This is a genomic window from Rhodococcus sp. UFZ-B548 (genome assembly GCF_903819475.1).
Classification (GTDB): Bacteria; Actinomycetota; Actinomycetes; order Mycobacteriales; family Mycobacteriaceae; genus Rhodococcus_F; species Rhodococcus_F erythropolis.
Map to the genome: position 1 here is coordinate 177,104 of NZ_CAIJDS010000006.1, position 14,956 is coordinate 192,059.

Here is a 14,956-nt window from a genome sequence, read left to right on the forward strand (position 1 = left end):
CCTGTGTCGGCCGGTCCGGTTAGGCTCGCGAGGTGAACGCAAACAGGGGGCGTGCGGAGCGAGCTTCGAGGATGAACAAACCCATCTCCGCCGACGCTCGGGCGGTGCACCCGGGCGTGCGCGTCGCGGCGGAATGGTCGTGGCGCCTCATCGTGATCTTTGCCGGGCTACTGGTTCTCGGATATGTGGTTCTGCGCCTCGAGACCGTGCTCATCCCGGTGGGGCTGGCTCTACTGGCATCGGCTCTGTTGATTCCGGTTGTCGATCGGCTACAGGTGTGGGGTGTTCCTCGCTCGGCAGCCGTCATCGTCGTTCTGCTTGCCTCGATCGGACTGGTCGCGGGAATCATGACGTTTGTCGTCGAGCAGTTCATCGACGGGTTGCCCCAGCTCACCGACCAGTTCACGGCCAGCGTCACGCAGATTCAGAACTGGCTCACCAGCGGACCGCTGCACTTCAGCGAGGATCAGATCCGCCAGGCTGGTGATTCGGTCGTCAAGTCGGTGCAATCCAATCGTGAGTCCCTGACCAGCGGCGCCTTGACCACGGCGACAGTCATCGGCGAGATCTTCACCGGGGCATTGCTGACGCTGTTCACTCTCATCTTCTTCCTCTACGGCGGCGACCAGATCTGGCAGTTCGTCACCCGGATCGTTCCCACCGACGCTCGTCGTCGCGTGCGGATCGCCGGTTCTGCAGGTTTCGGGTCGCTGATCGGTTACGTGCGGGCCACAGTCGCGGTTGCAGCCGCCGACGCGATCGGTATCGGTGCCGGCCTGGCGATCCTCGGGGTGCCGCTAGCCCTGCCGCTGGCGTCGTTGGTGTTCATCGGCGCGTTCATCCCGATCGTCGGTGCATTTCTGACCGGTTTTCTCGCGGTGCTTGTCGCTCTGGTCACGAAGGGTTTCCTGACGGCACTGATCGTCCTCGGCATCATCATCGGCGTCATGCAGCTCGAAGCGCACGTGATGCAACCGCTGTTGTTGGGTCGCGCTGTTCGCCTGCATCCGCTGGCAGTCGTTCTCGCCATTACAACGGGCATCGTCCTCGCCGGAATCGTCGGCGGGCTCTTGGCTGTTCCGATCGTCGCGGTCCTGAATACCGCCATTCGTTCCCTCCTCGCCGACGACCCGGACATCGCGTACGCCGAACTGCACGTCGAAGATCCGGAGACCCCACTGTTCCCCGCCGAACCCGACGAGCCGCGCGCCGAGCCTCGCATCGTGAACCCCACTCCTCCCGATGACTGAGCCCACCCGCCGTCGTCGGCTGCACTATCAGCCGACCGTTCGCGAGGCGTCGGGCGTCGACACCGACCCTGATGCCCCGCTGTGGCGGGCGGCGCAGGCATTTCGCCTCGTCACGCTGGTGTACGCGATCAGCTACCAGTTCGCTTCGGCCTCCGACTACACCAACTCCCGGCTCAGCTGGTTCTTCGTCGCTCTGATGGCCGTGTGGACCGGGGTGTCGGCGCTGTTGCTCGGAACTTCCGGTGCTCTGTTCGGTAAGACGCTGCCGAGGTACCAGGTGGTGATCGCCGATCAGGTGGTCGTCATCTTGCTGATGGCGTCGACGAGGCTGGTCTCCGACCACGAGTGGTATCAGAATCACCAGACGCTCCCCACCACGCTGTGGGCCACCAACGCGGTCATCTCCGCGGCAATTCTCGGCGGGCCGTGGCTCGGTATGGCGTCCGGAGTTGTCATCTCGGCGGCCAGCGCGATCATCCGCGACCAGGTCAACCTGGACCTCTGGCGCGATGCGACGGCTCCCGTGCTCGTATCGGTCGGCCTGGCGTTGGGCTTGGCCACCACCACCGCTCGGCGCTCGCATCGACAACTCGAGCAGGCCGTACGTCTGGCGGCGGCTACCGAAGAGCGCGAACGTTTGGCACGCGAAGTGCACGACGGCGTTCTGCAGGTGCTGGCGATGGTGCGCCGGCGAGGAGCCGCACTCGGCGGCGAGGCAGCTGAGCTGGCCGCGCTGGCCGGCGAGCAGGAGGTCGCGTTGAGAATGCTGATTTCCGAGCAGGTTTCGGGTGCCGCGGCAGATGTCGGCGGACAGACAGTGGATCTGTGTCCGCTGCTGACCACGCAGGCAAGCACGTCGGTGTCGGTGTCGACGCCCGCGCACCCGGTCGTGATCGAGCGCGATCGAGCCATCGAACTGGCAGCCATCGTCGACAATGCCCTGTCCAATGTCGGGCTGCACGCCGGTCCTGCGGCGAAGGCGTACGTATTGCTCGAAGATCTGCCGGACGAGGTGATCGTCAGTGTCCGCGACGACGGCGTCGGAATCCCCGAAGGTCGCTTGGCGCAGGCCGAGGCCGAAGGCCGCATGGGAGTATCGAAGTCCATTCTCGGTCGAGTACAGGTGCTCGGCGGAACTGCAGTCCTGCAAACGGGGCCGGGGGAGGGCACCGAATGGGAGATCAACGTTCCGAAGGGGAAGAGTGAGCGTGGCTGACGAAAAGGGCGAGAATCCGGTGACGGTGATGGTCGTCGACGATCACCCGATGTGGCGCGACGGTGTCTCCCGGGACCTCGAAGCCGCGGGCTTCACCGTGAGCGCCACGGCGGAGGGTGTCGAGAGTGCACGCCGCCGAGCCGCCGCCGTGCAACCGGCCGTGGTTCTGATGGACATGAACCTGCCGGACGGAAACGGTGCCGACGCCACCACCGCGGTGCTCGAGGTTTCGCCGAAGAGCAAGGTACTCGTGCTTTCCGCCTCCGCCGAGCGTGACGACGTCCTCGACGCGGTCAAAGCCGGAGCGTCGGGTTACCTGGTCAAGAGTGCTTCGGTGGCGGAACTACTCGAGGCCGTGCGAGCGACTTTCGACGGACAAGCCGTCTTCACACCCGGCCTCGCCGGATTGGTGCTCGGCGAGTACCGCCGGATGTCGACGGCACCGGCCGACGATCGCGCACCCGAGCTGCCTCGGCTCACCGACCGTGAGACCGAAGTGCTCCGTCTTGTCGCCAAGGGGCTGAGCGCAAAACAGATCGCCACGAGGCTCTCTCTCAGCCACCGGACCGTCGAAAACCACGTCCAGGCGACGCTGCGGAAACTTCAGTTGGCCAATCGCGTCGAGCTCACGCGATACGCAATAGAACAAGGTCTCGAATAACGTTTATCCTGGAAATCATGGAGGCCAGGAATCTACGCGTATCCGATGCCGAACGAGAGCACGTCGGCGAGCTGCTGCAGAAAGCTGTCGGTCAAGGGATGCTCTCGCTCGGTGAGTTCACCGAGCGCATGGACACTGCCTTGGCTGCAAAGACGCGAGGTGAGCTCAACTCGGTTCTCGCCGATCTTCCGGGCATCACGCTGATCTCCGACTACGACCCACCCGCGTATCCCAATGCAGGTCAGCCGATGTACCAAGGCCAGCCGTATCCTGCGCCGACATACCAACCCCAGCCGCCGCCGGTTCACCCGAGCCCGCCTTACCGCGCTCCCGTCGGGGCTCCGGTAGTCGGTAACTACGGAACGGCAAATGCTGCCGTGATTCGTGGACGAATGGCGACGGTGACGCGGAACGGCGCATGGATCGTTCCTCCCGCTGTCGTGGTCGATACCAGAATGTCCAGTGTGACTATCGATTTCACGCGCGCTGTGATGCAGACGCAGGTCGTGAACATCTCGATCGACGACTACGCCAGTTCGATTTCACTGATCGTTCCCGAAGAGGCGACGGTGGACATGAACGGTGTCGAGGCAGTCGGGGGAAGCGCGTCGAACAAGGTTCGTTCCGGCCCGCAGATGGGTCCCCTGCACCTGGTGGTGCACGGCAAGGTGCGATTCGGCAGTGTCACCGCGAAGCATCCCTTCGGTACCACGATCCGAAAGATGTTCGGCTCCTGACCTTTCAGTGATACGCGCGGGTCAACATCTCGGCGACGCACACGGGTTTGTCACCGTGTTCTCGTTCGAATGTCTGGGTCACCGTGATCTGGACGCCGCCATTGATCGGTTCGACTTTGCTCAACGTCGCACGCATGCGGACGCGAGAGCCAACCGGAAGCGGAGCAGGCAACCTGACCTTGTCGAATCCGCAGTTGAGAGCAAACGCAAAACCCTCGAGCGAGAACATCGCATACGAGAACATGGGGCCGAGTGAGAGCGTGTAGTTGCCGTGCGCGATCGTTCCACCGAACGGTGACTCCTTCGCGCGATCCACATCGACGTGAATCCACTGATCGTCGCCGGTGACCCGGGCGAACTCGTCGATGGACTCCTGCGTGACATCGTGCCAGTCGCTGACGCCCAACTCTTGGTTCAGGTTGGCGCTGAGGTCTTCTGCTCCGGTGAGTACAAGCATGAATCTTCCTTTGATCGGTAGGTGCTGGCAGTCGGTCAGTGACTTTCGATGCCGAATCCCACACCGTGCGTCTGTGCTATCTCGGCGGTGGCAACGAGATCGAATTCGATCCCGAAATCTGCTTCTACCCGCGCTGCAACCGATTCCGCGGCGGAACCAGCTTCGGCCAGTAGTTTCGGCATCAGTTCGAACAGGTCTTCCATCCCTCCGGGAGTGATGATTTCGAGAATCCGTGCTGGAGCGTCGTCGGGATTCCACACGGCGTGCCACTGGCCACGCGGTTTGAAGATCATGGCGCCAGTCTCCGCGTAGACGACCTCGTCTCCGACCATCGCTGCGACGCGGCCACTTTGAACCACCGTGTACTCGTCTTCGCGGCTGTGGCGATGGACCGGTGAGGTCATCGAATGCGGCGCGATGCGGTGTTGTACAAGAGAGAATCCCCCCTCGGTTTGTTTGCTTCGAACCATCATCCGGACGCCGGTGGCCGCGAGAGTCCCGGCAAGATCTACGTCCGGCCCGAGGACGGTCGTCATGGTGTGGTTTGCGGAATTCGGTGACATCGATTTGGTCCTTTGCCGTCGTGAGCGTCGTTGGCTGCGCTCCGGTTTCGATTCTCGAATCATGTACCAATCGGTCTAGTGATGCAAGGTTTTGGCTATTTATGCACTTCAAGTGTTGTCGATATGTGTACTGATCGGTATGTTGAACTTATGTCTACGAGGGATTTGTTGGTCGATGCCGCTGCCGACTTGTTGCAGCGGAAGGGGTACGCGGGAACGGGTGTGTCGGAAGTGCTCTCGGCGAGCGCGACCACCAAGGGGTCCTTGTACTTTCACTTTCCCGGTGGCAAGGAAGAACTCGCAGGCGAGGCTCTGAGGCGACGCGGTGAGGCAATGGCCGATTTCATCCGGCATCTCCTGGAGAGCTCACCCGATGCCGCCACCGCGATCTCGGCATTTGCTGCCGCACTGGCTGCGCGTTTGTCGGATTCGGACTACGAACGTGGATGCGCCCTGGCTACGGCAACACTGGATGCCGCAACCGAATCCGAGGTCATCCGTGGTGCTTGTGCGGACGGGTACAACTCGTGGCTGGGGCTGCTGGCTCAGCGCCTCGAAGCCGACGGTTGGTCCCGCGAAGACGCAGAGTCCGAGGCAATTCTCGCTCTGTCCGCACTCGAGGGCGCGCTTGTCCTCGCTCGGGCGCGTCAGGATCCCGCTCCGCTTCACACTTCGGGTCGGTTGCTCTCCGAACGATTGCGGAATGCAGCGCCTCGGCGATAGTTCCCTGTCGGTCGATGATGCAGTCGGTCGATGGTGCTGTCAGTCGAAGGTGTCCTCAGTTGAATACGAGAAGTCCCCAGGCTGATCGAGTAGTACTACTCATCTGATCGGTTCGGCCACGCAGCAAGCTCGTAGCCATGACCACACCGAGTTCTTCCGCCGTCGATCCGCGACTGGTGACCGCCCTCTCGGCCGAGTGCGACAGCATCGGCCGACAGTTGCGTCACATGGGCCAGAACCTGTCGATCCTGCAGACTCAGCTGGCCTCGGCTACTGTGCCCCCGCCCATGCCGGTAGTTCCGGCACCCGCAGCTCCGGCGCCACAGATGCCGCCAACGCGTCCTCAGCAGAACGTGCCCACCTGGCAGCCGCCGACGTATCCGGTTGCCGCACCTCGCCAGCCCTGGTGGCAACGCGACGGGGTCATCAGTCGACTCCTGGCCGCGGCCGGTGTAGCCGTCACACTGATCGGCGTCGTGATGCTGCTGGTACTTGCAGCGCAGGCCGGATTCTTCGGACCGCCGCTGCGGGTGCTCGGTGGCGCACTCCTTTCCGGTGCCTTGGTGTTTGCCGGGGTGCGGGTCCACGGACGACCAGGCGGCAAAGTGGGAGCGATTGCTCTGGCCGCCACCGGTTTTGCGGGAATGTACCTCGACGTCGTCGCGGCCTCGGTTCTCTACGGTTGGGTGACGACGCCGCTCGCGGTGGTGATTGCCTTCGGGATTGCCGCGGCCGGCGTTGCTTTGGCGGTGAAATGGGATTCCGAATCACTGGCGCTCATGATCGTTCTGGGCGCAGCGGTGCTGGCTCCCGTGTTGACGTCGGGAATATCGTTGACCCTCATCGGTTTCCTCTTCGCGATCCAGTCGGCGACATTCTCCGCCCAGCTCGGTCGTGACTGGAAGTACCTGGGTATGGCGCGCACCGTACCGGTGGTTCTCGCGCTGCTCGTAGCGATAGCGTCGAATGCATTCTTCAGCGAATCCGGTAACAGTGCAGTGCAATTGGTGATCAGTGCCGGCGTGGTTGCAATCGTGGGGGCCGGCTGCGCGATGGCCGTGCAGTGGAGGGGTTCGCCCTCGCGCGGCGGAGTTGCAGGGGCGTGGTCCACCGCTACCTTTGTTGTCTCGTCTCTTCCGCTGATGAGCGTCGGAGCCGTGCTCGGGCGAACCGAATCCGCAGTGCTGTACGGAATTGCTGCGGCACTACTACTTTCCGCTGCAGCGGCGGCCAAGCCTTTGCCGACGCAACTGCGATTCGGACTGGGCGCAACCGGCGCTCTTGCATTGTTGCTGTGCTGCTTGTCCGGGGCGACGGAATCTCTGGTCGTACCGCTGGTCCTCACCGTCGGCATGATCTTCCTCGGAGTCTCGCTGTATGCAGGTTCGCGCTTCGTCTTCGCCCTCGGAACCGCCTTTGCGGCAATCGGATCGATCGGATACCTCACGACGGTTCCGCCGGAAGCGTTGACGACTGCCCGTGCCGCATCCATGCAACTCGGTGCGATCACTGCACTCTCGAGCCTGACGGCGATAGGTGCACTGGTGATGCTGGTGTGGGCGATTCACCGACTGAAGTTGATCGCCGATTCGAATGCGGCGGTTCTATGGGCGGCCGCAGGGTTTGGTGTCCTCTACGCGGTGACGTGTGCGCTCGTCTCGTCCGGCGTCGAAATCTTCGACAGTGCAACCGGATTTGTTGCCGGGCACAGCGTTGCAACCATCGTCTGGATGCTTGCCGCCACGTCAGCGCTGGTGCTCGGCCTGAACAACCGTCAGCACGCTCGCGTTTTGCTCGGAGCTGGTCTTGCTCTCACCAGCGCGGCAGTGGCCAAGCTGTTCCTCTTCGACCTGGCCACGCTCAGTGGGCTGGTGCGCAGCGCTGCCTTCCTGGTGGTCGGCTTGCTGCTCCTGCTGGTCGGGACTCGTTATGCACGAGCCTTCGCCAAGCAGGAGCAGGTCAGCTCCGCTTCTGGATCATGAGTCAGCTTCGCTTCTGGCGAGCGATGAGCTCGCTGACACTGATGGCGCCTGCGTCGTCAGGTCGGTGCCTGCCGGTGGCGTTGTCGTCGCCGTCAGAGGCATCCGAGACTCGGGGCTCGGTGGGACGACGCTCCGGAGCGGTCGGTGGAGGCGGCGACTGGGGGGTCGCCTCCACCGAGGTCGGGGCCGAGCCGTTTGTTGCAGCGCCATTTGTTGCAGCGCCATTTGTTGCAGAACCGTTGGTAGCACCGTTTGCAGAGCCATTCCGGCTCGAGCCGTTGGTACCTGAACCGCTGCTTACCGAACCGTTAGTACGCGAAGGCGTCCGGACCACCGGCAGTGGACGTGAGGCCGGGGGAGTCTGTTCCCGAGCCCGCAGGTCCGACAACCAACTCTCGATGGGACGCTCGGCCGGCGCAGCGGGCGTCGGGTTTCTCCGCTTGTCGGTGGTGTTCGGTTGCGGTCGGTACGAAGGATTGGGGACCGGTGCCTCGATCAAGTTCTGGGGCGCGCTGGCTGCACTCCCGATATCGAGACGACGTCGCGGTGCCGGCTTCTCCGCGGCAGGTGTATCCGTGTTCGGTGCCTTGATCGTCATTTCGCTGAGCGGAATGGGCTCGGTGAGAGGATCGGGAACACGAGGTCCGCTTTCCGGCTGTGCAGCCGGGGCAGGCGGCGGCATGACCCGCGAGGCCGCTTCGATCTTGCGCGGCTGACCCGGTCCGGCGATCGCACCGACGGGCGCGATCTGCGGGACGTTTGCGAGCACAAGTTCGTTGTCGAGGATCGGCTCACCCAGCCCGATCTTCTGCTGGATCCGCTTCATCCAGGCCGGGGCCCACCAGCAGTCGTCGCCGAGCAGTTTCATGGTCGCGGGGACCAGGAACATTCGGATCAGCGTGGCGTCGATGATCAGCGCGGAGATCATGCCGTACGAGATGTACTTCATCATCACCAGATCGGACAGGCCGAATGCACCGGTGACCACGATCAGAATCAGTGCGGCAGCGGTGATGATCCGGCCGGTATGTGCCGTGCCGATTCGGATGGATTCGGTAGTACTCGCGCCCTGCGCTCGCGCTTCGACCATGCGGGAGAGCAGGAACACTTCGTAGTCGGTCGACAGGCCGTAGACGATCGCGATGATCAACACCAGGACGGGAGACATGATCGGTCCCGGCGTGAAGTTCAACAGACCGGAACCGTGGCCGTCGATGAAGATCCAGGTCAAGATTCCGAGCGTCGAACCCAGGCCGAGCGCGCTCATCAACGCAGCCTTGATGGGCAGGACGAGCGAACCGAACGTCAAGAACATCAGCAGCGTCGTCAGCAGGATGACCGATACGACCATCAGCGGCAGACGGTCGAGCAACGCGTCGACGCTGTCCTGCTCGATGGCCGGAGTACCGCCGACGAGCACAGTTGTGCCCTCGGGCCAATCCGCGGATCGCAGATAGTCGATGGTGGGACGTGCCTCGTTGCGCTCGGTCAGACCGGCTTTGAGGACGTTGACCCCGTCCTTGGTCGCGACCTCCGGGGTGAACTTCTCGACCAGACCCGGCGCAGCGTTTGCGGTCTTGGAAATCTGACCGAGAGTGGTGTTGTCCGCTCCCTCGATGACGAGTCGAACGGGCTCGGTGCGATTGCCCGGGAAGAGTTCGTCGAACTGCGCCTGCGCGACACGCGTGGGGCTGTCCGGGGGCAGGTACGTCTCGTTGATACCGCCGAACTTGATGCCCGTCAGCGGAATGATCATCAGCAGTAGAGCCGCGACGATCGGGACCGCGACCTTGAGCGGATGCTGCATGACCCAGCGGGTGAGCTTGCCCCAGAAACCGTTCTCGATTTCCTCGTTGGTCTTGGTCTGGCGCAGCTTCTTGAAGGTCAGCGCGTCGATCCGCTTGCCGAGAATGCCGAGAATAGCGGGAAGAATCGTGATGGACGAGATCGCGGCAAGCATCACGGCAGCAATGGCGCCGTAAGCCACCGATTTGAGGAAGCCCTGCGGGAACAACAGCAGACCGCCGAGGCTGACGGCAACCATGGTCGCCGAGAACATGACCGTTCTACCCGCCGTCATGACCGTTCGGCGTACTGCGGTCGGGGTGTCGTACCCCTCGGCTATCTCTTCTCGGAAACGGCTGACGATGAACAGTCCGTAGTCGATCGCGAGACCCAGGCCGACCAGAGAGACCACGGGCGCAACAAACGCGTTGACCTCGGTGAAGTTGGTGATCAGTCGAATGATGCCGTTGGCGCCGATGACGGTCAGACCGCCGACGATCAACGGGAGGGCCGCAGCGACGACGCCACCGAAGACGAAGAACAGCAGGACACCGACGGCGGGAATTGCGAGCATTTCCATGCGCTTGATGTCGTTGGCCATCGTGTCGTTGAGCGAATTCGCGACAGGTTGCAGGCCGGCGAGTTGCACGTCGACGCCGTCGATGTAGAACTGCGACTCGACGTCGCGGAAGTTGTTGGACACCGCGGTGTCGTTGTCGCCGGCGATCGCGATGCTGGTGACCGCGTGTTGCTTGGTCTTGTCCGCCAGGGCCGCCACCGAGAGACCGTTGTCGACCTTGAAGTACGAGCCGTTGATCTTCATGATCTGGTCGGGGTTGTCGGCGACGAGCCGCTGCAGATTGTCGATGACCTTCGCTTGGAACTCGGGGTCGTCGACGGTCTTGCCCTCCGGCGCCGTGTACAGCGCCAGAACGTCACCCGTCGTGCTGCGTCCGAACGTGCCGTCAGCGAGTTTTGCAGCCTCTACCGATTCCGACCCCGGATCGTCCCAGCCGCTCTGGCTGAGATGATCCTGCAGGCTCAGGCCGTACGCAGCGAGCCCGAGGAGCCCCGCCACCATGACAGCGATGACGGTGAAGCGGGCTCGATAGACGATGCTTCCCCAGCTGGCGAACACTGATCAACTCCTACTCGGCAACACTTTTTCGCCCGATGAGCAGGGCAGAAAGCGGTCGGAACGGCTGCAACCAGGCGCCCTCGTCGGGCAGGGTGTCCAGGCTTACCCGTGGCAGAGGCTCACGGAAGACACCTGGGATGTCCTCGAGATCGACGAAGTCCAAGATATCGGACGACACAGCCCAGCTGGCGTGTTCACGGAACCCGAGAACCTGGACCGGGATACCGGTTGCTGCGATGTCCTCGAGAGGTTCGCGGAACGCTTGGCCGTCGGCGGACGCGACCATGATTCCGGCGAGGCCCTCGCCGTACCGGAGCGCGATGTGCTCGAGCATGTCCGAATCGACATCGCTGTCTTCATCGACCTTCGGCTTGGCGAACACCGCGAAACCCACGTTACGCAAGGCTTCGACCCAAGGACGAACGACGTCGGCGCTGCCGGACGCGATGTTGGTGAAGACGGTCGCTTCAGGCTCGAGCGTGCCGCTGTTCTGTGCGGACAGTTCGGCGGTGCGAGAGAGCAGCCAACGACCCAAAGCGTCGAATCGTGGCCGGTAGGCGGCGGTAGGCCGGCCACCGAGGATGGCGCCGAGGCCCATGTCGAGGTTGGGGGCGTCCCAGACCAGAAGCACCCGCTTGGGGTGGCGGGAGTCACGACCGAAGTCGAGAGGAGATTCCGACGACGTCACGTCGTCGGATAGCTGTTCGCTGACGCTCATGCTCTGATCTTCCCCCATATAAGCTCGGTGATTGCACTACCGACCTTATGGGCTTTGTCCTCGAACTTGGTGACCGGACGCTCGTGGGTCATCGGCGACTCCCAGTCGAGTGCGGTCAGCAGTGGCTCGGCATTGCCGGCTTCTTCGATCCATTCGGCGTACTCGGCGTGATCGGTTGCCACGTGCAGGACTCCGCCGGGCTTGAGGCGGTTGGCGATCAGCGCGAACGTCGGCCCCTGCAGGAGGCGACGCTTGTGATGGCGGGCCTTGGGCCACGGGTCCGGGAAGAACACCCGGACGCCCGTCAGGGACTCGGGGGCGACCATGTTCTCGAGTACGTCCATCGCGTCACCGCGTAGTACGCGGACGTTGGGAATCTCTTCACGCTCGACCTGCTGGAGAAGTTGCGCGAGCCCCGGGCGGTACACCTCGATCGCGATCAGGTTCACGTGCGGTTCCGCCTTGGCCATAGCGGCCGTCGCGGTGCCGGTACCCGAACCGATCTCGATGATCAGGGGTGCCTCGCGTCCGAACCAGGCGTTCGCGTCGAGCGGTGTGTCCGAGACGTCGGCGCCGATGAGCGGCCACTGACGGTCCCAAGCCTGCTGCTGCGCGTCGGTCAGCGCACCCCGGCGAGAGCGAAAGCTGGTCACTCTCGGATGGAGACGGGACCCCTTGGCGTGGTCCGTCTGCCCCGTGTCAGGGGTCTGCGGTGCATGCTGATCGGCTTCGTTCACGAACCCATTGTCACGCATGACCCCCGTTTAGCGCAGACGGGTCTGAAGTTTGAGTTGAGACTTTCTGCGGAAAGTCCTGAAACAGCCGACTTCGGACAGCCAGCGAAAGAGTGGTGTCACCTGCCGTCCTTGCCGAGAACCTGACAGAATCTCACCGACACGATGGGGACGTGGGGTGGGGATGAACACAGGATTTGCATGCAGTAATTGGTCAAGAATGTTGCCCGCAGAATCGATCGACGACGCCTGCGCGGAGCCGATCGACCACTTGCGCGCTCTGGCATATCGGCTGACGTCGATCGATTCGGGAGCCGCAGAGGCGGTTCACTCGGTGCTCGGATCGCTGAGCGCGCCGCTCGAATTGGTGGTCGCCGGGCGAGCCGGGGTGGGGCGGTCGTCGTTGGCGCGGATCCTGGGGCGCGACGACCGGTTCTCGCGCAGAGTCGTCGGCGCACCGGTTGTGGTGACCGAGTCGCGCGCGTTCGACGTCCCTGGAACGTCGAACCCCGATCTGGGTCGTCGTTGCGTTGTCTACGTGGTGGTCGACGCGGTCCGCGACGTCGACGGCCGAGCCATTGCCCGAGTTTCCGATCGTGTGGTCGTCGCTGCGAACAAGGCTGACTTGTTCGGGCCGCGCTGGGACGAGGCGCTGGGACGGGCCGCGGAGATCTCGGAGACCGTCGGCGTGCCCACGGTTCCGGTGGAGACGCTGACCGGGCGCGGCGTCGAAGAATTGTTCGCGGCTCTCGGACCTGTTCTGGAGGCGCAGTGGTGGGGCAGGGTCGAGCAGATCGGCCCGGCGCTGAGGCGGTCTGCCTCGCGCAGCGCTGCGGGCAGGGACGAGATCGAGTTGTATCTGAGTTCGGACTCCGCGGTGTTGTTCGGCGCCGCGGCGGCGATGATGAGCCCCGAAATTCGAGCCCTGCGTCAAGGCGAGCCTCCCGATCCTCGTACCGCCGACGACGCGGGCACATGCAGCCGGTGGTGGGGCGAGCTCGTGGACGAGTCGGAACAGGCTCCGCAACAAAGGGTCTCACTGATTCGTCGCGGGTATGTGCGTCGGTGGGCGCAGCTCGGGGGCGATCGCTCCGCTCCGGCGGTGACCGATGGATAGCGTTTCGGTACTTCCGGATTCGGTGCTGCGCGTGGTGCAGCGATGGAATCCGGCATCCGATCCGGGTCGCCAGATCGCCGCCGAAACATCCAGTGGCACTGGAATTTACGTTGTCGGCCCACCGAGGTGTGGACGGGAAGACGTCGCCCGGATGTTCAATGCTTCTGATGACTGTTCGACAGTGACACGCGAGGTGGACGCCGACGTCGTACTTCTGGTCGTCGACGCCGCCAGTGTGATCGGACGCGAGGATCTTCTTCTTCTCGACGACGCTGCAGAGAGCGGAATCCCGGTGGTGGTCGCGCTGACCCGCGTCGACGTCTACCGAGACTGGCAGGCGGTGCGCCGGCGTGATGCCGAGATTCTTGCTTCGCACTGCACTGCTTTTGCTCAGGCCCCGGTGGTCCCGATTGCGCCCGGTCAAGAGCAGTCGCTCGTTTCGGTCGTCAGCCGGGCGGCACGGCAGAGGGAAGCAGGCGGTTCGGATTCCGGTGTCATCGCGCAGACGCGCCGGATGATCGAGATAGAGATCCGGAATCTGCGTGACAGCGTTCCTGGTGCCGAACTGCGGGCCGAGCGATCGCAGCTGCTCGCAGACCGCGACGGCCGGCGAGGCGAACGCCTGGTGCAGGTGCGAAGCCGACTGCAGCGAGCGCGCGGGGATCTGTCACAACAAATCGCCGAGGCAACCCGGGCTACGGTCGCGGGGGCACGTGCCTGGGTCGATGTGGCCTCGCGAGCCGAATTGGGTAGCGTGCCGACGCGACTGCAGCACGAGGTCGACCATCACACCCGGGTGTTCGATGCCGCGATGGCGGCAGCGGTGGAAGTGGCGGGCACGACCGGGTACATGCCTTCCCCACGGATTCCGGAGGGCCCGCCGGGACGTCAGCGCGGAAACGAGGACCGGGTGACAATTCTTGTCGGCGCGTCCGCGGGTCTCGGCCTCGGCCGTATCGCGGTGACTCCGCTGGAAATGATTCCGGCCTTGGAGTTCGCGAGTATCCCCGTGACGTTGGTTCTGGGCGGCGCCGCGGCGTGGTGGTTGGCGCGAACTCGCGGGCTGACGGCGGATCGTGCCTACTCCAGGTCGTGGATCGTCGAATCGATGTCGACGGTTCGCGCACAGTGGGAGCAGCGAGTCCAGAGTGTTCTGCTCGAGGCCGAGGCGGATCTGGGAGCGGCGATCATGGCGGAGAGTCGCGAGCAGGTGGCGTCGGCGCAGGCCCGAATCGTGGAGATCGACGGTGAACTTCGCGAGCTTGCCGCGGCCAGATCAGGGCAACTGGCGTCGTGCGAGCGCGACCTCGCCGTTTTGAACGCCGCCTACTGACATTCCGCGAGTGCAGAGTTCTCCACAGCGTCGTAATTTCGGCCTCGACTGATCGTCGGGGTCTGGTAATACTGAGCGGACGGTTTCGGTAGGGGTTGCCGAAGCAGTAGGTCACCATCCAGTAGGGGGAGTAATGGACGCATTTCTGATCACGGCCGGACACATCGACGGGCACGAAGCCGAAGCGCTCGATCCTGGGCGTATCGAGCCCGAGACCTTCGGGCCCTCGTCGGGACCGGTCGATGCCGGCGACCTGAACTTCGACGCCTTCGACTTGGACGGTGACGGAACGGTCGACAGCCGTGTCGTCCACTCCGACGACGACGTCGTGATCGTGTCCGACTTCGATCGCGACGGTAGTGCCGATCGCCTCACGATGATCGAGTCGGACGGCGACTACTCGGCCTGGGAATGCAGTCGAGACGACGAAGGCGCCCTCGTGTGGCAGAAAATCGATGCCGGAGCGCTCTGAGAAGGTTCCGTTTATGGGCTCTTCGCGCTTGAGCGGGGTGCCCGGTAGTTGATGGGGCTCGTGGCCCCGA

The 14,956-nt window shown here is 63.7% G+C and carries 14 protein-coding genes; 9 read left to right on the top strand and 5 right to left on the bottom strand.

All coding sequences use genetic code 11. The annotated features are described in order from the left end of the window. Nucleotides 1–71: 71 nt before the first annotated feature. The 4 genes from H7C86_RS08880 to H7C86_RS08895 are packed head-to-tail and all read left to right on the top strand — an operon-like array spanning nt 72 to nt 3,864. A complete protein-coding gene (locus H7C86_RS08880; RefSeq protein WP_069147046.1) occupies nt 72–1,250 on the top strand; it encodes an AI-2E family transporter in 1,179 nt (392 codons plus the stop codon). Beyond that, nucleotides 1,243–2,466: a MacS family sensor histidine kinase gene (macS, locus tag H7C86_RS08885; RefSeq protein WP_020906401.1), complete on the top strand. Its 1,224-nt coding sequence runs from the start codon at nt 1,243–1,245 to the stop codon at nt 2,464–2,466. Before H7C86_RS08880 ends, macS begins: the two co-directional genes overlap by 8 nt. A gap of 28 nt (nt 2,467–2,494) precedes the next feature. After that, entirely contained in the window at nt 2,495–3,127 is a 633-nt protein-coding gene (locus H7C86_RS08890; protein WP_047269712.1) for a response regulator transcription factor, read from the top strand. A 17-nt stretch (nt 3,128–3,144) separates the two neighbouring features. After that, complete coding sequence (locus H7C86_RS08895; protein WP_029254571.1) at nt 3,145–3,864, top strand: DUF1707 domain-containing protein; 720 nt, start codon at nt 3,145–3,147, stop codon at nt 3,862–3,864. 4 nt (nt 3,865–3,868) lie between these two features. Here the strand turns inward: H7C86_RS08895 and H7C86_RS08900 are convergent, their stop codons facing one another. Together H7C86_RS08900 and H7C86_RS08905 are read right to left on the bottom strand one after the other, a co-directional pair. Next, nucleotides 3,869–4,321, bottom strand: a complete 453-nt coding sequence (locus H7C86_RS08900) for a MaoC family dehydratase (protein ID WP_019747104.1) — start codon at nt 4,319–4,321, stop codon at nt 3,869–3,871. Nucleotides 4,322–4,356: 35 nt separating this feature from the next. Continuing rightward, complete coding sequence (locus H7C86_RS08905) at nt 4,357–4,884, bottom strand: cupin domain-containing protein (protein WP_069147047.1); 528 nt, start codon at nt 4,882–4,884, stop codon at nt 4,357–4,359. 150 nt (nt 4,885–5,034) lie between these two features. Between H7C86_RS08905 and H7C86_RS08910 the strand changes: the two genes are divergently transcribed. Further along, nucleotides 5,035–5,607, top strand: coding sequence for a TetR/AcrR family transcriptional regulator (locus tag H7C86_RS08910; RefSeq protein ID WP_019747106.1), 573 nt, complete (start codon nt 5,035–5,037; stop codon nt 5,605–5,607). 137 nt (nt 5,608–5,744) lie between these two features. Then, nucleotides 5,745–7,589 carry a DUF2339 domain-containing protein gene (locus H7C86_RS08915; RefSeq protein WP_069147048.1) on the top strand — a complete coding sequence of 615 codons (1,845 nt, stop codon included), beginning with the start codon at nt 5,745–5,747 and terminating at the stop codon, nt 7,587–7,589. A gap of 1 nt (nt 7,590) precedes the next feature. Here H7C86_RS08915 and H7C86_RS08920 read toward each other — a convergent pair whose 3' ends face one another. Genes H7C86_RS08920 through trmB form a run of 3 tightly spaced genes read right to left on the bottom strand, consistent with a single transcriptional unit; the run spans nt 7,591 to nt 11,985 of the window. Continuing rightward, nucleotides 7,591–10,512: an MMPL family transporter gene (locus H7C86_RS08920; protein ID WP_182261424.1), complete on the bottom strand. Its 2,922-nt coding sequence runs from the start codon at nt 10,510–10,512 to the stop codon at nt 7,591–7,593. A 10-nt stretch (nt 10,513–10,522) separates the two neighbouring features. After that, entirely contained in the window at nt 10,523–11,230 is a 708-nt protein-coding gene (locus H7C86_RS08925; protein ID WP_003945733.1) for an NYN domain-containing protein, read from the bottom strand. After that, the gene (gene trmB, locus H7C86_RS08930) at nt 11,227–11,985 is read right to left on the bottom strand and encodes a tRNA (guanosine(46)-N7)-methyltransferase TrmB (protein WP_019747110.1); all 759 of its coding nucleotides are present in this window, start codon (nt 11,983–11,985) and stop codon (nt 11,227–11,229) included. The genes H7C86_RS08925 and trmB overlap by 4 nt, the downstream gene beginning before the upstream one ends. 199 nt (nt 11,986–12,184) lie before the next feature. Here trmB and H7C86_RS08935 point away from each other — a divergent pair, with 199 nt between their 5' ends. The 3 genes from H7C86_RS08935 (at nt 12,185) to H7C86_RS08945 (ending at nt 14,886) form a co-directional block, all read left to right on the top strand. Next, nucleotides 12,185–13,081: a GTPase domain-containing protein gene (locus H7C86_RS08935; protein ID WP_041814701.1), complete on the top strand. Its 897-nt coding sequence runs from the start codon at nt 12,185–12,187 to the stop codon at nt 13,079–13,081. After that, a complete protein-coding gene (locus H7C86_RS08940; RefSeq protein WP_259349072.1) occupies nt 13,074–14,414 on the top strand; it encodes a hypothetical protein in 1,341 nt (446 codons plus the stop codon). The genes H7C86_RS08935 and H7C86_RS08940 overlap by 8 nt, the downstream gene beginning before the upstream one ends. Nucleotides 14,415–14,547: 133 nt before the next feature. Further along, nucleotides 14,548–14,886: a DUF6802 family protein gene (locus tag H7C86_RS08945; protein WP_021333139.1), complete on the top strand. Its 339-nt coding sequence runs from the start codon at nt 14,548–14,550 to the stop codon at nt 14,884–14,886. The last annotated feature ends 70 nt before the right edge of the window (nt 14,887–14,956 follow it).